The organism is Rhodococcus sp. X156 (assembly GCF_004006015.1).
Taxonomy (GTDB): Bacteria; Actinomycetota; Actinomycetes; order Mycobacteriales; family Mycobacteriaceae; genus X156.
The window spans coordinates 1,803,665-1,822,905 of record NZ_CP034766.1 but is presented as its reverse complement, the minus strand read 5'-3'; the positions used below and the strand labels follow the sequence as shown (position 1 = coordinate 1,822,905).

General features: G+C 71.5%; 17 protein-coding genes. 10 read left to right on the top strand and 7 right to left on the bottom strand.

Translation table 11 applies throughout. From position 1 onward, the window contains the following. Positions 1-24: 24 nt before the first annotated feature. The 7 genes from ELX43_RS08580 to ELX43_RS08550 all read right to left on the bottom strand — a co-directional run bounded on the left by ELX43_RS08580 (position 25) and on the right by ELX43_RS08550 (position 7,925). Positions 25-957: a sigma-70 family RNA polymerase sigma factor gene (locus ELX43_RS08580; protein ID WP_127783013.1), complete on the bottom strand. Its 933-nt coding sequence runs from the start codon at positions 955-957 to the stop codon at positions 25-27. A 629-nt stretch (positions 958-1,586) separates the two neighbouring features. Beyond that, entirely contained in the window at positions 1,587-2,990 is a 1,404-nt protein-coding gene (locus ELX43_RS08575; RefSeq protein WP_127783012.1) for a sensor domain-containing diguanylate cyclase, read from the bottom strand. Positions 2,991-3,112: 122 nt separating this feature from the next. Continuing rightward, entirely contained in the window at positions 3,113-3,553 is a 441-nt protein-coding gene (locus tag ELX43_RS08570; RefSeq protein ID WP_241249835.1) for a universal stress protein, read from the bottom strand. 25 nt (positions 3,554-3,578) lie between these two features. Next, on the bottom strand, positions 3,579-3,971 hold the full coding sequence (locus ELX43_RS08565) for an SRPBCC family protein (RefSeq protein ID WP_127783011.1): 393 nt from the start codon (positions 3,969-3,971) through the stop codon (positions 3,579-3,581). A 4-nt stretch (positions 3,972-3,975) separates the two neighbouring features. Further along, positions 3,976-5,283 (bottom strand): Na+/H+ antiporter NhaA, encoded by a 1,308-nt coding sequence (gene nhaA, locus ELX43_RS08560; protein ID WP_127783010.1) that lies wholly within the window; start codon positions 5,281-5,283, stop codon positions 3,976-3,978. Between the two features lie 68 nt (positions 5,284-5,351). Continuing rightward, on the bottom strand, positions 5,352-6,839 hold the full coding sequence (locus tag ELX43_RS08555) for a SulP family inorganic anion transporter (RefSeq protein ID WP_206518149.1): 1,488 nt from the start codon (positions 6,837-6,839) through the stop codon (positions 5,352-5,354). A gap of 84 nt (positions 6,840-6,923) precedes the next feature. Continuing rightward, the gene (locus ELX43_RS08550) at positions 6,924-7,925 is read right to left on the bottom strand and encodes a LacI family DNA-binding transcriptional regulator (RefSeq protein WP_127783009.1); all 1,002 of its coding nucleotides are present in this window, start codon (positions 7,923-7,925) and stop codon (positions 6,924-6,926) included. Between the two features lie 200 nt (positions 7,926-8,125). Between ELX43_RS08550 and ELX43_RS08545 the strand changes: the two genes are divergently transcribed. The 10 genes from ELX43_RS08545 to ELX43_RS08500 all read left to right on the top strand — a co-directional run bounded on the left by ELX43_RS08545 (position 8,126) and on the right by ELX43_RS08500 (position 19,237). Beyond that, entirely contained in the window at positions 8,126-9,172 is a 1,047-nt protein-coding gene (locus tag ELX43_RS08545) for a formamidase (RefSeq protein ID WP_127783008.1), read from the top strand. A gap of 181 nt (positions 9,173-9,353) precedes the next feature. Then, complete coding sequence (locus ELX43_RS08540) at positions 9,354-9,998, top strand: flavin reductase family protein (RefSeq protein ID WP_164860620.1); 645 nt, start codon at positions 9,354-9,356, stop codon at positions 9,996-9,998. Continuing rightward, the gene (locus ELX43_RS08535; RefSeq protein WP_164860619.1) at positions 9,995-10,807 is read left to right on the top strand and encodes a carbon-nitrogen hydrolase family protein; all 813 of its coding nucleotides are present in this window, start codon (positions 9,995-9,997) and stop codon (positions 10,805-10,807) included. The genes ELX43_RS08540 and ELX43_RS08535 overlap by 4 nt, the downstream gene beginning before the upstream one ends. 168 nt (positions 10,808-10,975) lie before the next feature. Further along, the gene (locus tag ELX43_RS08530; protein WP_127783005.1) at positions 10,976-12,007 is read left to right on the top strand and encodes a hypothetical protein; all 1,032 of its coding nucleotides are present in this window, start codon (positions 10,976-10,978) and stop codon (positions 12,005-12,007) included. Positions 12,008-12,032: 25 nt separating this feature from the next. Continuing rightward, positions 12,033-13,301, top strand: coding sequence for an FAD-dependent monooxygenase (locus ELX43_RS08525; RefSeq protein WP_127783004.1), 1,269 nt, complete (start codon positions 12,033-12,035; stop codon positions 13,299-13,301). Positions 13,302-13,384: 83 nt separating this feature from the next. Further along, a complete protein-coding gene (locus ELX43_RS08520; RefSeq protein ID WP_127783003.1) occupies positions 13,385-14,773 on the top strand; it encodes an MFS transporter in 1,389 nt (462 codons plus the stop codon). A 9-nt stretch (positions 14,774-14,782) separates the two neighbouring features. Beyond that, a complete protein-coding gene (locus tag ELX43_RS08515) occupies positions 14,783-15,670 on the top strand; it encodes an FAD binding domain-containing protein (RefSeq protein WP_127783002.1) in 888 nt (295 codons plus the stop codon). After that, the gene (locus tag ELX43_RS08510) at positions 15,667-18,069 is read left to right on the top strand and encodes a xanthine dehydrogenase family protein molybdopterin-binding subunit (RefSeq protein WP_127783001.1); all 2,403 of its coding nucleotides are present in this window, start codon (positions 15,667-15,669) and stop codon (positions 18,067-18,069) included. Before ELX43_RS08515 ends, ELX43_RS08510 begins: the two co-directional genes overlap by 4 nt. Further along, entirely contained in the window at positions 18,066-18,569 is a 504-nt protein-coding gene (locus tag ELX43_RS08505; protein WP_127783000.1) for a (2Fe-2S)-binding protein, read from the top strand. Before ELX43_RS08510 ends, ELX43_RS08505 begins: the two co-directional genes overlap by 4 nt. Continuing rightward, a complete protein-coding gene (locus tag ELX43_RS08500; protein ID WP_127782999.1) occupies positions 18,566-19,237 on the top strand; it encodes an SRPBCC family protein in 672 nt (223 codons plus the stop codon). The genes ELX43_RS08505 and ELX43_RS08500 overlap by 4 nt, the downstream gene beginning before the upstream one ends. Positions 19,238-19,241 lie beyond the last annotated feature (4 nt).

Below are 19,241 nucleotides of genomic sequence, written 5' to 3'. Positions count from 1 at the left end.
CCACGCTGTCCCGCACCACGGCGCTCAAGCGGTGCAGCCGCGCGGCGCCGCGGCGGCGGTGCGGTAGGTCTCGGCGATGATGTCGCCGAGCACCGTGGACTTCTGCAGCCGGGTGGCCAGCGTCCCGCGTGAGGCGACGGCAGCGGCGTAGGCGGCCTCCTTGGCCTTGGTGCGGGTGGACTGCTTGGCCGTGGCGCTGCTGCGCTCGTTGGCGGCCAGACCAGCACGCAACATGGTGAGCGCCTCGGCGCGGATCTGCGACACCCGCGAGGCCGTCACGCCCAGCTCGGCGGCGATCTCGGCCATCGGGCGCTGGTCGAAGAAGTAGGAGCGCACCACGTGCGCCAGCCGCTCGGGCAGCACGTCGATGGCGTCGTGCAGCAGGCCGAGCTGCTCGCGGTTGAGCAGCGTCTGCTCGGGGCCGGTGCCCCGGTCCTGCACCAGCAGCGCGCCGGTCTCCGGGGCGAAGCCCTGCAGGCTGAGCACGCTGGCCCGCTGCACGTCGGCCTCGTTGCTGCCCATCTCGGCCAGGGTGACGCCCATGGCGTTGGCGAGCTCTTCCGGACGGGGCGCTCGGCCCAGCGCTGCGGTGAGCTCACCGCGGACGGTCTCCAGCCGGCGGGCCTTGCCGCGCACCGACCGGCTCGCCCAGTCCATCCCGCGCAGCTCGTCGAGCACCGCACCGCGGATGCGGAAGGTCGCGAACCCGGTGAAGGGGATGCCGCGGCCGGTGTCGAAGCTGCGGGCACTGGCCACCAGGGCGGCCATCCCGGCGGAGATCAGGTCCTCGCGGGCCACGTGGTCGGGCAGCCGCACCGCGATCTGGCGGACGATGTGTCCCACCAGCGGCAGGTTCTCCTCGACCAGCAGGTCCACGGCACTGCGGACGGAACGGGGACGCCGCGCCCGGCGAGGGGCGTCGGCCACCACCGAGGTGGCGTGCGCGTTGTCTGACATCGGTACCCACTTCTGCTCAGGGAACTCAGTACCGACACAGCTGCGCTCCACCGGAGAAACAAGGCCCCCGGAGCAGCGAATCCGCCCTCTGCACTGAACGATCGACTACATATCTACGGAGCGTGCGTAAGCGTTACACACTGCGTGTGCATAAGTTGAACTATTCATCACTCAGTGTCAATGCACCCGTCCTGACCTTGGGGTCTTCTTCCGCAGCGAGCGCGGCACGCCGAGTGGCGCTCGGTGGTGGGGAACCGGGGTGAACCGCAGGTGCACGGCGGCGTGAACCCCGGGTGAGGTTGGTGGCCCTCAGGCGGGATCGGTTGCGCCCGAGCAGCTCTGCCGTCCCACTCAGTGGGACTGCGGGCCCTCGAACCGAGCGGGGAGGGCCGAAGTGTGATTAGTCGGCCCACAGTCAGCGCGGGGTGCTCGGCAGGGCCGGGCGGTTACTTTGAGTAACCACACCGGCGGCAGAATCCGGCGCGAAATGTGCGCAACGTCGGGTTAGGGGCCGCCGTCAAGAATGGTGGCCGGCTGCGCGCCATTAGGTGTTACCCCGGGTTCGGGACAACTCTGTCAGCAGTGCACACCTGTGTTCCCGGCTCCATTTTCGTGACCTTTTCCGCCCGTCAGGACGACGTCCAGCTGCGCGCGCGGCGGGCTCGCTTGGCCGCGTACATCGCGCTGTCGGCCTCGCGCACGGCGTCGGCCACGCTGGTGCCCGGGGCCGCCGTGGCCATTCCCACGCTGCCCGACACCCGACCGCTCCCGGCGTCCCCGCCGCCCAGCAGCTCGGAGAGCGTGACCAGCCGGTGCTGGGCCATGTCCCCGGCGTGGGGCATCAGCACCGCGAACTCGTCACCACCGAGTCGCACACACACGTCCTCGGCCCGGGAGTGCTGGCGCAGCACGTCCGCGCACCGGCGCAGCAGCTGGTCCCCGGCGGCGTGGCCATAGGTGTCGTTCACCTGCTTCAGCCCGTCCAGGTCCACCGTGAGCACCGTGACGTGGCGGCCGTCGTCCACCTGCTGCTGCGCGGCGACCAGCGCCTCGTCGAAGGCCAGGCGGTTGCCCAGCCGGGTCAGCGGGTCGCGCCGGGCCGTCGAGGCGTGCTCGGCGGCGCTGGCCCGCAGCTCCTCGCGCAGCGCGGCGGTGTGCAGCACCACCCCGGCCGCGTCGGCCACCTGCCGGGCCAGCTCCTGGCGCAGCGCGGTGAACCCCCGGGGGTCGGCGTCGGTGTGCGCGGCCACCAGCACGCCACCGGCCTCGTCCGGGACCGGCACCACCAGCAGGGAGCGCACCCCGGCCGCCAGCGACAGCGCCCCGGGCAGGTCGTGGCCGGTGGTGTCCTGCACGCACAGCGTCGTGGCGCCCGCCCGCTGGCGCAGCCGCAGCACCGCTCGGGCCACCGCCGGGTCGGCTGGGTCGACGCCTGGCCAGCTGCTCAGCACCGTGGGCCCGGAGCTGGCGTAGCAGAGCGCCCCGACGTCGCAGCCCAGCGCGTCCAGGGCGACCGTGAGCACGTGGCGCAGAGTTCCCGCGAGGTCCTGCGGCGCACCCGTGGTGACCGCGCGGACCGCGTGCAGCACCTCCAGCTCGTCCGCCAGCCGCTTGGCGGGAGTGATGTCGTCGACCACCGAGCTGACCGTCATGGCGAGCGCGCAGAGCGCCTGGTCGTCAGCCTCGGGGGCCAGCACGCCGGTGGGGCTCGCCAGGATCACCACCACGTCCGGGCTGGTGCGCACCACCGCGCCGGAGCGGGCCGCGTAGGAGCCCAGCACCTGGCTGCGGTGGGCGTGGCGGAAGCGGTGGACGCCGTGCACGCGGGAAGGCAGGTGGGCGATGCTGAGCTCGCCGTCGGTGTCGGCGTCCACCACGCCCACCCAGTCCCGGCCGCCGCCGAGTCCGCCCAGGTGCGCCCAGGCCGCGCCGGAGAGCCGCCGGAACACCAGCGCGTCCAGCACCCCGAGGTGCTGGGCCCGTTCGCGGACCGACCAGACGTGGGTGCTGCTGGGCGACGAAGCTGGGTGCACGCGTGTTCCCCCCGGAATGACGGTGCGCCGCCACGACTCCGCCACAGCTCGTGACGGCCCCCCGTGGTGACACTGACCTCACATCCTCGCACCTGCAGGGGTGCCGCGACCCGAGAAACGCGCTAGCGGTGCAGCCGCGGTTCCGGCACCACGACCACGGGGCAGGGCGCGTGCTGCACGCACTGCTGGCTCACCGACCCCAGCAGCGCAGCCGCCAGCCCGCGGTGACCTCGGGTGCCCACCACCAGCAGCTCGGCGCCGTCGGCGGCGTCCACCAGGACCTGCGCGGCGTGGCCCTCGGTGGCGGTCTGCTGCACCCGTGCGGCGTCGTGCTCGCCGAGCGTGGCCCGCACCGTGCGGTCCAGCATCGCCGCGGTGAGCGCGGGCACGGGATCGTTCGGGGGGTACACCGGCGCCCATCCGTAGGCCGCGGGGTGCTCCCAGGCAGCCACTGCCCGCACCTGCGCGCCGGTCAGCCCAGCGTGGCGCACCGCCCACCGCAGCGCGTGCGCAGAGCCGGCCGATCCGTCCACGCCCACCACGATCGTGCCGCTGCCGGTCACCGCAGCCCCCGTCCCAGCTCGGGCGTCAGGGCCGCACCAGCTGGGTGAGCGACCACTGCGCGATCGGAGCGTAGGACAGTGCCACGGGAACCAGCCCGTCGATGCGCAGCGTGCTGCTCGTACCCCCCTCGGGGACCTGCTGCACGTCGTGCAGCAGGTCCAGCTGCATCTTCAGGTGCCGGATGCGCACGCGCCACGACCACGTGCGCTCGGCCGGCTCCACGACGAGCACCCGGAAGTCGCCGACCAGACCCGTGGGCCCGTGCACCTGCCCGGTGGTGCCGGCCTGCAGCACCTCGTCGGTGCAGTCCACCCGGCGGATGTAGGGCGACCACGTCGGCCACCGGGCCGGGCGCACGTAGCGGTCCCACACCACGTCGGGGGTGGCCGCACCGGTGGCCGAGACGGTGACCCGCACGGGATCAGTCGCTCTGCTGGTAGATGTCCGGGACGCCGTCGCGGTCGAGGTCGAGCTCCTCGGTCTTGGCCACCCGCCGGTAGTGCGCGTTGCGCAGCCGCAGGATCACCGCAGCCAGCAGCGCGGCGACCACCGATCCGGTGAGCACCCCCACCTTGACGTGCTCGTCACGCAGGCTGCCCAGCCCGAACGCCAGCTCGCCGATGAGCAGCGACACGGTGAACCCGATGCCGGCCAGCACCGAGACGCCGAAGACGTCCACCCAGCGCAGCGACGGATCCAGACCGGCCCTGGTGAACCGCGACACCAACCAGGTGGCGCCGAACACGCCCACTGTCTTGCCCACCACCAGGCCCAGCACGATGCCGATAGCCACCTTGTCGGTGAGCGCGTCGCCGAAGCCGCTGAGCCCGCCCACGGTGACCCCGGCGGCGAAGAAGGCGAACACCGGCACCGCGAACCCGGAGGACAGGGGGCGCAGCCGGTGCTCGAAGTGCTCGGCCAGCCCGGGGCCGGCGTCCGGTCCACCGGCGGCCTGGCTGCGCACCACCGGCACGGTGAAGGCGAGCAGCACCCCGGCCACCGTGGCGTGCACCCCGGAGGCGTGCACCAGCGCCCAGGTGGCCAGCGCCAGCGGGACCAGCAGCCACCAGGTGCGCACCCGGCGCTGCACCAGCCACCCGAACGCGGCCAGTGGCAGCAGAGCCAGCAGCAGGGGGGTGATGGCCAGCCCGCTGGTGAAGAACACGGCGATGATGGCGATGGCGAACAGGTCGTCCACCACTGCCAGGGTGAGCAGGAAGGTGCGCAGCGCGATGGGCAGGTGGGTGCTGATGACGGCGAGCACGGCCAGCGCGAACGCGATGTCGGTGGCGGTGGGAATGGCCCAGCCCTGCAGGGCTCCGTCGCCGGTGTTCAGGTTCACCAGCAGGTAGACCAGCGCCGGGACGGCCATCCCGCCCAGCGCCGCCATCACCGGCAGGGCCGCCCGGCGCGGGTCACGCAGGTCACCGGCGACGAACTCGCGCTTGACCTCCAGCCCGGCCACGAAGAAGAAGATGGCGAGCAGCCCGTCAGCGGCCCACTGGCCGACGCTGAGGTCCAGGTGCAGCGCGTGCGGGCCGAAGGTGAAGTCGCGGAGGGTCTCGTAGGCCCCGGACGCCGGGGTGTTCGCCCAGACCAGCGCCGCCACGGTGGCCACCAGCAGCAGCGCCCCGCCCAGTGTCTCGCCCCGCAACAGGTGCGCGACACGGCTGGCCTCCGGCCAGGAGCCGCGGCTGAAGAGGGTGTTGTTGGGGGGTGCAGTGGTCACGTTCGTGCCTCCGTCAGGGGTCGCCAGCAGAATCGCCGACCAGACTTCCCGGCACACCGATCACCACCTTACTGGTTCAGTGTCCCCGCCAGGCGCAGGTGACGCCGCTCGCTGTCGACGTTCATGCCGATGATGCGCACGCTCGCCCCCCGGGCGCGGTACTTCTCGGTCACGGCGTCCAGCGAGGCGACGGTCGAGGCGTCCCAGACGTGCGCCTGGGCCAGGTCGATCACCACCTGCGCCGGGTCGTCGGCGTAGCGGAAGGCGAACACCACGTCGTTGCTGGAGGCGAAGAACAGGTTGCCGCGCACCCGGTAGTGCACGGTGGCACCGTCGGGGGAGAGCTCGCGGTCGACCTCCACCAGGTGGGCCACCCGGCGGGCGAAGGCCACCATCGCCACGAGCACGCCGACCCCCACCCCGTAGGCCAGGTTGTGGGTCGTCACGGTGACCACCACGGTGGAGAGCATCACCAGCGTCTCGCTGCGGGGCATCCGCACCAGGGTGCGCGGGTGGATGCTGTGCCAGTCGAAGGTGCCGACGCACACCATCACCATCACGCCGACCAGCGCGGCCATCGGGATCCGGGCCACCACGTCGCCGAGGACCACCACCAGCACCAGCAGCAGCACCCCGGCCAGGAAGGTGGACAACCGGGTGCGCGCGCCGTTGCGCACGTTGATCATCGTCTGCCCGATCATGGCGCAGCCGCCCATGCCGCCGAAGAAGCCGGTGACGATGTTGGCCACGCCCTGGCCCCACGACTCGCGGGTCTTGTTCGAGTGGGTGTCGGTGATGCCGTCCACCAGCTTGGCGGTCATCAGCGACTCCAGCAGCCCGACCATGGCGATGGCCAGGGCGTACGGGGCGATCACCTGCAGCGTCTCCAGGGTGAGCGGCACGCCGGGCACCCCGAGCACGGGCAGGCTGTCCGGCAGCTCGCCCTGGTCGCCCACGGTGGGCACCGCCACGTGCGCGGCCACGGTGAACGCGGTGAGCGCCACGATGGCCACCAGCGGCGCGGGCACCGCCTGGGTGAGCCGGGGCAGGCCCACCATCACCACCAGGCCCACCGCGAGCAGCGCGTACACCGTCCACGGCACGTCGCGCAGGTAGGGCAGCTGGGCGGTGAAGATGAGGATGGCCAGCGCGTTGACGAAACCCACCATCACGCTGCGCGGCAGGAAGCGCATCAGCCGAGCCACGCCCAGGCCGGCGAGCACCACCTGCAGCACCCCGCCGACGATCACCGCGGCGAAGAGGTGCTCCACCCCGTGCTCACGGGCCAGCGGAGCCACCACCAGGGCCACCGCCCCGGTGGCGGCGGAGATCATCGCCGGCCGACCACCCACGATGGCGATGGTCACCGCCATCGTGAAGGAGGCGAACAGGCCGACGCGCGGATCCACCCCGGCGATGATGGAGAAGGAGATGGCCTCAGGGATCAGCGCCAGGGCCACCACCAGCCCGGCCAGCACCTCGGTGCGCAGCACCCGCGGGGTGAACCAGGCCGGGCGGGTGAGCGTGAGCGCGGGCAGGGGAGGGAGAGAGGGCACTGCAGCGGCTGCTTTCCGACGACGTCGTGGGGACGGGCTGGCCCGCGACGCTGCGGCTCCGGCGCGGGAAACCTTAGTCCGCGCTCAGACCGCCAGCGGTGCGGTGGTGGCGCGCGCGACCAGCTGGGGCTTCAGCGCCACCGACGACGCAGGCAGGCGGTGAGTCAGCGCCAGCAGCGTCTCGGCCGCCCGCACCCCCATCTCCTGCAGCGGGGCGCGCACCGTGCTCAGCGGCACTGCCAGCTCGGCGGCGATGGGAATGTCGTTGTAGCCGATCACCGACACGTCGTGGCCGGGGCGAAGCCCGCGGTCGCGCAGCACCCCCAGCGCACCGATGGCGGCGTCGTCGTTGGTGGCGAAGATCGCCGTGGGCGGACAGGGGCCGTCCAGCAGCGCCTCGGTGCCGCGCCGTCCGGCAGCGACGTCGAAACCCTCCTCGCGGACGTGCTCGGCGGGCAGTGCCACCCGGGCCCGCTCCAGCGTGGCCCGGAAACCGGTGACTCGCTCGGCCGCGGTGCTGGCCCACAGTGGTCCGGCGACCACGCCGATGCTGCGGTGGCCCAGCTCGAGCAGGTGGGTGGCCGCCAGCTCGCCGCCGGCCACGTCGTCGGTGGTCACCGACGGCGCGCCGGCACAGCGACGGCTGACCAGCACCAGGTCGATGCCGCGCTCCACCAGCCGGGCGATGTTGTCGTTGTCCAGCCGGGAGTCACCGATGATCAGCCCGTCCACCGCCCGGCCGAGCAGCAGCTCCACCAGGCGCTGCTGCTCGGCGGGGTCGTCGCGGGTGTTGGAGACGAACGTGGCGTAGCCCGCCCGGTTGGCGGTCTCCTCCACGGCGTCGTAGACCGCAGCCAGCACGGTGTCGGTGAGCCGGGGCACCAGCACGCCGAAGGCCATCGACCGGCGGGTGGTGAGGCTGGCGGCGTTGGGGTTGGGGACGTAGCCCATCTCGCGGGCCAGCTCGAGCAGCTCGCGGTCGCGGGGGCTCGCCGAGTCACCGTCCAGCGCCGCTCGGCGCAGGGCGCGCGACACCGTGGAGACGTGCACGCCGGCGGCCACCGCCACCGTCTTCAGCGTCACCATCGACCGGTTGGTGCTGGCCGCCGGAGCTCGTTCTCGCACTGGGACCCCCTGAAGTCGCACGGCCGTGCCGTGCCCGTCGGGACAGGCTGCGGCCGGCCCCGGGCAGCGGCGCCCGCACCGGGGCACCGACAATTTCACTGTAGCGTTGGGAGCAATCGATTGCGCAAAATTGCGTCCGACCAGCCGAGAGGAAGCCGCCGATGACTGGCCTCAGTGGACTCAACCCGCCCGAGGGGGCGCTCACCCTGGGGCTGGTGCAGCAGCAGGTCCCGCTGGTGAGCACCACGGAGGATGTTGCCGCGGTGGTGGACAGCGTGTGCGCCACGGTCACCGAGATCGCCACCGCGTTTCCCACCGTGCAGCTGCTGGTCTTTCCCGAGTACGGCCTGCACGGGCTCCGCAAGGGTGCCTGGGCGCGGGACGAGCTGATGCTCGACCTGGACGGCCCGGAGGTGGAGCGGCTGCGTGCGGTGTGCGCGCAGACCGGGACGTGGGGCTGCTTCAGCATCATGGAGCGCAACCCACAGGGCGCTCCGTTCAACTCGGGAATCATCGTGGACGCCTCCGGCGAGATCGTGCTGTACCAGCGCAAGCTGCATCCGTGGGTGCCCAAGGAGCCGTGGGAGCCCGGCGACGGGGGGATCGCGGTGTGCGACGGGCCGGGCGGTTCCCGGCTGGCCCTGTTGATCTGCCACGACGGGATGTTCCCCGAGGTGGCGCGCGAGGCCGCCTACCGCGGCGCCAACGTGCTGCTGCGCACCGCCGGCTACAAGTTTCCGCTGCAGCAGTCCTGGCGCATCACCAACGAGGCCAACGCCTTCCACAACCTCGCCTTCACCGCCTCGGTGGCGCTGGCCGGCGACGACGGCAACAGCATCGGCTCGATGGGGGAGTCGATGGTCTGCGACTTCGAGGGCACCGTGCTGGCCAAGGGCGACGCCACCCCCGGACGGGTGCTCACCGTGTCCATCGAGCCGTCCCGGGCTGACGCCGCTCGCCGCACCTGGGGCGTGGAGAACAACATCTACCAGCTGGGCCACCGCGGCTTCACCGCGGTGCGCGGGGGTGCCCGCGACTGCCCTTACACCTTCATGACCGACCTGGTGAAGGGCGAGTACCGGGTGCCCTGGGAGGCCGAGGTCCAGGTCACCGACGGCACCGCCGACGGGTACGGACCAGGGCGCGAGCCCGGCAGCACCGAGGACACCGCGCGCGCCGGGCTGCGTCGGTCCCTGGGGCAGCCGTAGCGCCGGAACCCCCCCGTCGGCCGGGGCTGGGTAACAGCTGGGTAAAACCTCGGCTCACCGGTCGCCGGGGGGTGTTGCTGCAACAGTTCGCCGGTTACTGTGCAACCGATTGCACGAGCAGTTGCACACGAGCAGGCGACCCCGCAGCGTGGCCGCCCGGGAGGCAGGACCAGTGGACAACGTGACCGCGAGGACGGCGTCGAGCCGCACCTTCGACCTGACCGAGCTCGGCGACGCCGACGTCTACAAGCTGCTCTCCTGCGCGGTCCAGCCGCGCCCCATCGCCTGGGTCTCCACCGTGGACGGTGCCGGGGTGCGCAACCTCGCGCCGTTCAGCTTCTTCACGGTCGCCTCGCGCAACCCGGCGACCCTGGCGGTGTCCATCGGCGAGCGCATCGGCTTCCCCGGCCAGGACAAGGACACCCTGGTGAACATCCGCGAGACCGGCGAGTTCGTGGTGAACATCCCGTCGGTGGACAACGCCGCGGCGGTCACCGCCAGCTTCGCCACGGTGGAGCCACACGTGGACGAGTTCGACCTGGCCGGCGTCACCGCCATCGACTCGCTGCAGGTGGCCGTGCCCTCGGTGCAGGAGTCGCTGATCTCGCTGGAGTGCCGCCTGGCCCAGGCGGTGCCGCTGGGCACCGACACTCTCGTGCTGGGCACCGTGCTGGCGGTGACCGCCCGCCACGACGCCATCGACGAGCACGGCTACACCGACGTCTCCACCGGCAAGTGGCTGGCGCGCCTGGCGGGGCCCTACTACTCCAACCTCACCCACAGCGTCCACCAGGGCGGCGGACCCGACGCAGGGTCCTTCCGGTGAGCAGCACCGGCGCCATCGGCGTCGCGGTGGTGCAGACCCCGGCCGTCAGCACCTCCGCGGAGGCGGCGCTGGACCACCTGGACACGGTGGTGGCCCAGCTCGGCGAGCAGGGCGCCGACGTGGTGGTGCTGCCCGAGCTCGCCGTCACCGGCTACGACCTGACCCTGGACTACCCCGCCATCGCCGAGGCCACCACCGAGCTGACCACCGCCCGGCTCACCGCGCTGGCGGTGCGCACCCAGACCACGGTGGTGACCGCGGTGCCGCGCCTGGACACCTCCGGCCGGCTGCACAACTGCTCGCTGGTCCTGACCGCCGACGGCCGCGAGCACCGGGGCGCCAAGCGCTACCTGTGGGGCGGCGAGCGAGCGGTCTTCCAGGCGGGCGACGCCAGCGGGCTGCTGGTGCCCACCGCGGTCGGGACGGTCGGCGTGGTGATCTGCTACGAGGCCGGCTTCCCGGAGACCGTCCGCGAGCTGGCCGTGGCCGGCGCTGACGTCATCGCGGTGCCCGCTGCCTTCGGCCGGGCTCGCCGGCACATCTGGCAGCTGCTCACCGTGTCGCGAGCGGTGGAGAACGGCTGCATCGTCGCCGCCGCCGGGCTGTGCGGGGAGAACGGCCAGGGGGTCGCCTTCGCCGGGCACTCCACCGTGGTGGATCCGCGCGGCACCCGGCTGGTGGAGCTGGGCGATACCCCGGACGCCGCGGTGGTCCACGTGCCGGCCGGCGCGATCGAGCAGGCCCGCGCGGAGCTGCCGTACCTGGCCGATCTGCAGCGGATGAGCCGGTCTCGTGTTACGGCTTCATGAAATCCCACAAATCGGCCCGCAGGGGATCGACACTCGAATATCCACGGGTTAGCGTCCTGAGCAACCGATTGCACAACCAGTTTCCGACACTGCCCTCCCGGCGGTGGAGCACCAGCTCCGTCGGACAGGCCCCCCGCCGTCCCCTCGGCGACAAGGAAAGGGAGACCGATGTTTGACCTGAGGTCCGCAGACCTGCTCCGCGCGTTCACCCGTCAGCTGGAGCTGTGCAAGGTGCAGCGTGGCGAGCACGTCGTCGTCCTGACCGAACCCAGCAGCCGGGGCGACTACGTGGCCGCCGCGTTCGGCGCCGCCCAGACCCTGGGTGCGCACGCGCTGGTCGTCACCGCCTCCGGGGGCAGCCCCGCACCCATGCCCAGCACGCACACCGGCGCCGGCCCCGGCCTGGTGTCGGTCCTCGCCGACCAGGTCGCCCAGGGCGTGCTCAAGGCGGCCGACCTGGTGGTGGACCTGACCAGCGAGGGCTTCATCCACGCCCCCGTGCAGCAGGAGATCCTCGCCGCGGGCACCCGCATCATCTTCGTCTGCGACGCCCCTGAGGTGCTCATCCGCAACATGCCTCAGGAGGGTGACAAGGCGCGGGTGCAGGCCGGCGTCGACCTGGTCAACCGGTCGCAGGTGATGCACGTCAGCTCCGCCGCGGGCACCGACCTCACCGTCGAGCTGCGCAACGCCCAGCCGGAGTTCCAGGTGGGCTTCGCCGACGACCCGGGCCGCTGGGACCACTGGCCGTCCACGATGGTGCTCTGCTGGCCGGAGATCTCCAACGGCGTCATCGTGCTGGACGAGGGCGACATCCTGCTGCCGTTCAAGGAGTACGTGCGCTCGCGCACCACCCTGCACGTCAACAACGGCCAGATCGTGGAGGTCACCGGTGGCGCTGAGGCGACCATGCTGAACACCTTCTTCGAGGACTCCGAGGACAAGTGGGCGCGGTACCTCTCGCACATGGGCTGGGGCCTGATGAAGACCGGCGACTGGTTCGCCACGGCGATGTACGGCAAGAACGAGATCATGGGCATGGACGCCCGCGCCTTCGCCGGGAACTTCCTCTGGTCCACCGGGCCGCACCCGGTGCTCGACCGCGACTCCTATGCCCACCTGGACATTGCGCAGCGCAACAACACCGTCCGCATCGACGGGACCACCGTGGTCGATGCCGGCCACCTCGTCGAGCACTAGACCCCTCCAGCGACAGGAGCACACCATGGCCCCGAGCCAGTCCTACGAGGTCCTGATCGTCGGTGGCGGTCTGGGCGGACTCACCGCCGCCCTGGCGCTGCGCCGGTTCGGCCTCCGCGTCACCGTCCTGGAGGCGGCCCCGCAGCTCGGCGAGGTCGGTGCCGGCATCCAGACCGCGCCCAACGCCAGCAAGGTCCTCATGGGCATGGGGCTGCGCCGCCAGCTCGAGGCCATCCGCACCGAGCCACTGGACCAGGTGCGCCGCCGCTGGGAGGACGGCTCGATCATCGGCCTCACGTCGCTGGGGGAGTTCGTCAAGGACAACTACCTGGCGCCGTACTGGCACTACCACCGCGCCGACCTGCACAACGTCATCCTGGACGCCTGCCGCGACCCGCTGCAGCCGGGCCCGGTGGTGCAGCTGCACACCAACAGCCGGGTGGTGGACCTGGACCGGTCCACACCGGAGCGACCGGTGGTGCTCACGGCCGACGGCTCCCGCCACGAGGCCGACGTGGTGATCGGTGCCGATGGTGTGCGCTCGCGGGTCCGCGAGGCCGCGGGCTTCGACGACAACCTGGTGTTCTCCGGCGAGATGGCCTACCGGGCGCTGATCCCCGGTGAGCGGATCTTCAAGGACCCGGCCACCCGCTTCCTCTTCGATCGCTTCCAGTCGACCATCTGGTACGGCCCCGGTCGCCACCTGGTGCACTACCTGCTGCGCGGCGGGGAGTACCTCAACGTGGTGGCCCTGGTGCCCTGCACCGACGAGGTGCGTGACGGCGGACCGGTGACCGCGACCGCCCAGCAGCTCACCAACGAGTACCTCGACTGGGACGACCGGGTGCAGGCGATGCTGTCCAAGGCCAACGACGACGTGCTGCTGCAGGCGCTGCACTACCGCCGCCGCGACCCGGTGTGGATCGACGGCCGGGTGGCACTGCTCGGCGACGCGGCGCACGCGATGCTGCCGTACCAGGCCCAGGGTGCCTCGCAGGCCATGGAGGACGCCGCGGTGCTGGCCGAGGAGCTGGGCCGGGTCACCCGCTCGGGGATCGACGACGCCCTGGTGCGCTACGTGGCCCGCCGGGCCAAGCACGCCGGCATGGTGCAGGACGCCTCGCTGGCCAACATGGACCTCTACCACCTCGAGGACGGCCCGGAGCAGCGTGAGCGCGACGCCAAGCTCAAGAACTTCAACGGCGAGTCCATCGTCTCCTACGAGTGGCTGTGGAGCGGCACCCCGCTCAACGACCCCGACAACGAGAGCTTCATCTACCAGTTCGCCAAGTAGGCCAACCCTTTCGGCGACCAAGCACCACCCCCTCCAGTGCAACGCCGCACTGTCGACCCTCTGACTCGACAGGAAGTAGAACCATGAAGACCGGCGAACAGATCGTCCAGGGGCTGCCCTGGAGATGGAACGTGCAGGGTCGCATCTTCATCATCGGTGGCCTCGGGTACATGTTCGACGCCTGGGACGTCGTGCTCAACGGCTTCCTCACCCCCCTGGTGGGCGACTTCTGGAACCTGTCCACCCCGGAGCGCAGCCTGGTGGCCACGGCGAACCTCATCGGCATGGCCGTCGGAGCCGTGGTGTGGGGCACGGTGGCCGACAAGATGGGCCGCAAGAAGGCCTTCAGCATCACCATGCTGATCTTCGCGCTGTTCTCGGTGCTCGGGGCGTTCTCGCCGAGCTACGAGGTGTTCATCGCGCTGCGCTTCCTCGCCGGGTTCGGCCTGGGTGGCTGCATCCCGGTGGACTACGCCATCGTCAGCGAGTTCTCCCCGAGCAAGCTGCGCGGACGGGTGCTGGCCGCCATGGACGTGTGGTGGCCGATCGGCGGCACGGTGTGTGGCCTGGTGGCCACGGCACTGGTGCCCATCGACGGCGACGAGCGCTGGCGCTGGATGCTGATGTTCATGGTGCTGCCGGCGCTGCTGCTGTTCTGGGTGCGTCGCGGTGTCCCGGAGTCACCGATGTTCCTGGCCAAGGCCGGCCGCGAGGCTGAGGCCCGTCAGGTCATCGACACCCTGGTCACCAACACCGGCGTCACCCCCGAGCCCTACGAGTTCGCCCCGCAGCCGCCGGCCGAGAAGATGAGCGTGAAGGCTGCGTTCACCCAGCTGCGCGACATCTGGCGCTTCAGCCCGCGCATCACGGCCACCGCCTGGCTGCTGTTCGTCACCATCATGCTGCTGTACTACGCCGCGCTGACCTGGATGCCGACCATCCTGCGCGAGCAGGGCTACGGCGACCAGGCGGCCTTCGCCGGCACCACGCTGATGACCGGTGTGGGCATCATCGGCGTGCTCACCTCGGCCTGGCTCTGCGAGGCCTACGGGCGCAAGTGGGTGATCGGCCTGTCCGGTCCCATCGCGGCGGTCGCGCTGGTGCTGTTCGCGATGATGCTCGACGTCGGCAACGTGGCCCTGATCTGGCTGGCCGTGTTCGGCTTCCTGATCCAGCTGACCATCCCGGTGCTCTACGCCTACGTGTCCGAGCTGTACCCCACCGAGATCCGGGCCTCGGGCTTCGGCTGGGCCTCCTCGGTGAGCCGGGTGGCGACCGGGTTCGCCCCGCTGCTGTTCGGCTCGCTGCTGTGGCCGGTGTTCGGGCTCCCGCTGACCTTCGCCATCTCCGGCATCGCGGTGCTCGTCGCGGTGCTGTGGATGATCGTCGGCGCCCCGGAGACCAAGGGCCGCGAGCTCGACGGCATGGACGAGATCGAGACACCACTCGTCGTCGTCAAGAGCAACGGATAAGGAGCCCTGATGAAGCCCGCCCGGTTCCACTACCACCGCGCTCACTCGGTTGCCTCCGCCGTCGCCACGCTCGCCGAGCTGGGCGAGGACGCCAAGCTGATCGCCGGGGGCCAGAGCCTGGTCGCCATGATGAGCTTCCGCCTCGCCCGGCCGGCGCACCTCGTCGACGTGACCGGCCTGCACGAGCTGAGCTACCTCACCCGGGACGCCGCAGGGCTGCACGTCGGAGCGCTGACCACGCACCGGCAGGTGGAGATGGGCCGGGCGGGCCTCACTGCGGACTACGCGGTGATCGCCGACGCCATGCGCTGGATCGGGCACCTGCCCATCCGTACCCGCGGCACGGTCGGCGGCAGCATCGCCCACGCCGACGCCACCGCCGAGTGGTGCCTGCTGGCGGTGCTGCTGGACGCCCAGATCGTGGTGGAGTCGGTGCGCGGCCGGCGCACCGTGGCCGCGTCGGAGTTCTTCTTCGGCTTCTACGCCACGGCGCTGGAGCCGGACGAGATGATCGTGGAAATCTGCTTTCCTCGACCCGCGCCGCACGCCGCGCTGGCCGAGCACGCCCAGCGGCAGGGTGACTTCGCCGTGGTCGCGGTGGCGGTGGATCTCGACCTCGACGGCGAGCAGGTGCGCGGCGGCCGCGTGGCACTGAGCGGGGTGGGCCCGGTGCCCGTGCGGGTGCCTGCCGCCGAGGCCGTGCTCACCGACGCCGGCCGCTTCGACAGCGCGCTGGTCACTGCGTGCGCCGAGGCCGCCGCCGCGTCGGTGGAGCTCGACGACGACGTCGCCGCCGGGGGCGCGGAGTACGTCCGCGGCCTGGTCCGCACCCTGCTGGCCAGCGCGCTGCCCGAGGCGGCGCTGCGCCAGACCGCACGACAGGAGGTTCTGCAGTGACCGCCACCGCGAGTGAGCGCACGCTGCGCGGAGGGTCCTGGGTCGGCAGGTCGGTGCAGCGCCGCGAGGACCCGCGCCTGCTCACCGGCTCCGGCCGTTTTCTGGACGACATCACCCTGCCGGGCATGCTGCACGCCCAGTTCGTCCGCTCCACGGTGGCCGCGGGCAGCGTCACCGCGCTGTCCCTGGACGCCGCCCGGGCCATGCGGGGCGTGCGCGGCGTGTTTGCCGCCCGCGACCTCGGTCTCACCGGGATCATCGCCGGGCTGGACCGCCCGCTGACTGAGTTCCGGCCCACCGAGATGCCGGTGCTGGCCCAGGACCGGGTGCGCTACGTCGGCGAGCCGCTGGCCATCGCGGTCGCCGACGACGCCTACCTGGTGGAGGACGCGCTGGAGCTGGTGGAGGTGGAGTACGAGGTGGGCGCGGCCATCACCTCCATCCCGGGCGCGCTCGCCGAGGGCGCCCCGTTGGTGCACGACGAGGTGCCCGCCAACACCTTCCTGGACGTGTCGATGTTCGACACCGAGGGCGTGGACCAGGCCTTCGCCGAGGCCGCGGTGGTGGTGGACGTGCAGTGCTCGACCGGGCGGCAGAACGCGCTGCCCATCGAGACCCGCGGCGCGCTGGCGTACTGGGACGCCCGCGACGAGCAGCTGATCATCTACACCTGCAGCCAGGTGCCGCACCAGGTGCGCACCGTGGCCGCTCGCAGCCTGGGCCTGGACGAGCGCAAGATCCGGGTGGTCGTGCCGGACATGGGCGGCGGGTTCGGCATCAAGTGCGTGGTGGGCCGCGAGGAGATCGCGGTGGCCGCGGCTGCGCTGCGGCTGAAGCGACCGGTGAAGTGGATCGAGGACCGCCGCGACGCGCTCACCGCGTCGTTCCTGGCCCGGGAGCAGCACTACGACGCCAAGGCCGCCTTCGACGCCGACGGCACCTTGCTGGCGCTGCAGGCCGACGTGCTTTGCGACATGGGCGCCTACTCCTGCTACCCGTTCACCGCCGGCATCGAGCCGCTGATGGCGTCGGCGGAGATGCCCGGGGTGTACCAGCTGCCCGCCTACCGAGTGCGCGGGCGGGCCATCACCTCGAACAAGGCGCCCACCGCGCCCTACCGCGGGGTGAGCCGGCCGCAGTACGTGATGGTGATCGAGCGGCTGATGGAGCGCGCAGCTCGTGAGCTGGGCATGGACGCGGTGGAGCTGCGCCGGCGCAACCTCATCACGGTCTTCCCCTACACGGGGATCAACAACATCACCTACGACCCGGGCTCCTACCTGGAGTCGCTGAACCTGTGCGAGCAGGTGCTGCAGGACGAGGGCTGGTACGAGTACCAGGCGGAGGCGGCGCAGCAGGGTCGCCACGTCGGGATCGGCTACTCCTGCTTCAGCGAGCGCACCGGCTACGGCTCGGCCGCGTTCGCCGCCCGCAAGATGGACGTGGTGCCCGGCTTCGACATCTCCGAGATCAAGATGGACACCTCGGGCACGGTGGTGGTGACCACCGGCACGTTGAGCCACGGGCAGAGCCACGAGACCACCATGGCGCAGATCGTGGCGGACAAGCTGGGCCTGGACATCAACCAGGTGAAGATCGTCCAGGGTGACACCGACCGGATCACCTACGGCTTCGGAAGCTTCGCCAGCCGCTCCATCACCATCGGCGGCAGCGCGGTGTCGCTGGCCGCGGTGAAGCTGGGCGACAAGCTGCTGGAGATCGCCGCGCACCTGCTGGACACCCACATCGACAACGTGCGCCTCGGCGAGGGCCGGGTGGAGCTGGTCGACGAGCCGGGCACGGGCCTGGACTACCGCGCCATCGCCGAGGTCGCCCACCTGCGGGCCCAGCTGCTGCCCAAGGGGGTGGAGCCGGGGCTGGCGGCGACGGCCAGCTTCGACGTCAACGGCGACGGCACGTTCTCCAACGCCACCCACGGTGCGGTGGTCGAGCTGCACCCGGGCACGGGCAAGGTGGAGATCCTGCGCTACTACTGCGTGGAGGACTGCGGGGTGGCCATCAACCCGAAGGTGGTGGACGGCCAGGCTCGCGGCGGCATCGCGCAGGGCATTGCCGGTGCGCTGTTCGAGGAGGTCACCTACGACGCCAACGGGCAGCCGCTGGTGGCCAGCTTCATCGACTACCGGGTGCCCACCGCGTGCGAGATCCCCGACGTGGGCATCTCGCACCTGGAGACACCGTGCCTGTTCACCGAGTCGGGCGCGAAGGGCGCGGGGGAGGGCGGCACCATCGGTGCGCCCGCCGCGGTGCTCAACGCGGTGAACGACGGGTTGCGCCACACCGGCGTCGAGCTGAACGACACGCCCATTCATCCGCACGTCGTGGCGGCTGCGCTGGCCACCGCGACCGCGACTGCACGAGAGGACAGCCCGGCATGAGCGAGAAGGTGCTCATCGAGCTCACCGTCAACGGTGTCGAGCACGAGCTGGTGGTGGAGCCGCGGCGGACGCTGGTGGACGCGCTGCGCCACGACCTGCGGCTCACCGGCACCCACGTCGGGTGCGAGCACGGGGTGTGCGGGGCGTGCACGGTGCTGGTGGACGGCCAGCCGGCACGCGCCTGCCTGATGTTCGCCGTGCAGGCCGAGGGGCGCGAGGTGCGCACGGTGGAGTCGCTGGCCGAGCCGGACGGGACGCTCAGCGACCTGCAGCAGTGCTTCGCCGACAACCACGGGCTGCAGTGCGGGTTCTGCACACCCGGCTTCCTCATGCTGGCCGAGGGGTTCCTCGCCGAGGAGCCCAGCCCGACCCGGGAGCAGGTGCGCGAGGTGGTGTCCTCCAACTACTGCCGGTGCACCGGATACCAGACCATCATCGACAGCATTTCCGCGTGCGCCGCCCAGCGGTGCGGTGGCGCGGCCAAGGAGGGTGCACAGTGAAGCTCGAGAACGTCATCACCGTCCCGGCCCCGCCCGAGCAGGTGTTCGCGCTGATCAACGACGTGGAGCGGGTCGCCTCGTGCGTGCCGGGTGCGACGCTCACCGGCAAGGACGGCGATGCCTACGTCGGCGGGGTGAAGGTGAAGGTCGGGCCGGTGAGCGCGGCCTACAACGGCAAGATCAGGTTCCTCTCGGTGGACGACGCGACGCGGCGGCTGACGATGGAGGGCAAGGGCGCGGACTCACACGGCAACGGTGATGCGCAGGCGCACATCGCGCTGGCGGTGGATCCGGTGGAGGGTGGGTCACAGCTGCGGGTGGACACCGACCTGGTGATCAGCGGAAAGATCGTGGCGTTCGGCAAGGGTGCGATCGTGGCGGTGTCCAACAAGATCATGGCGCAGTTCGCGACCAACCTGGCCGCGATGCTGCAGGGGGACGCAGCCGGCTCGGACGCCAGCGCTGTCGCCCCTGTCGCTGGCGCGCCGGTGGCCGCTGTGGCCCAGGGCGCCCCCGTTGCTGCGGCGGCACCGGTGTCTGGTGGCGAGCTCAACGCGTTGTCGATGCTCCCTCCCGAGGCGCTCAAGGTTGCCCGCATCGCGGGGATCTTTGTCGCAGGGATGTTCGAGGGGTGGTTGGTGTCCCGGGCTTTCGGCAAGCGCCGGTAGTGCG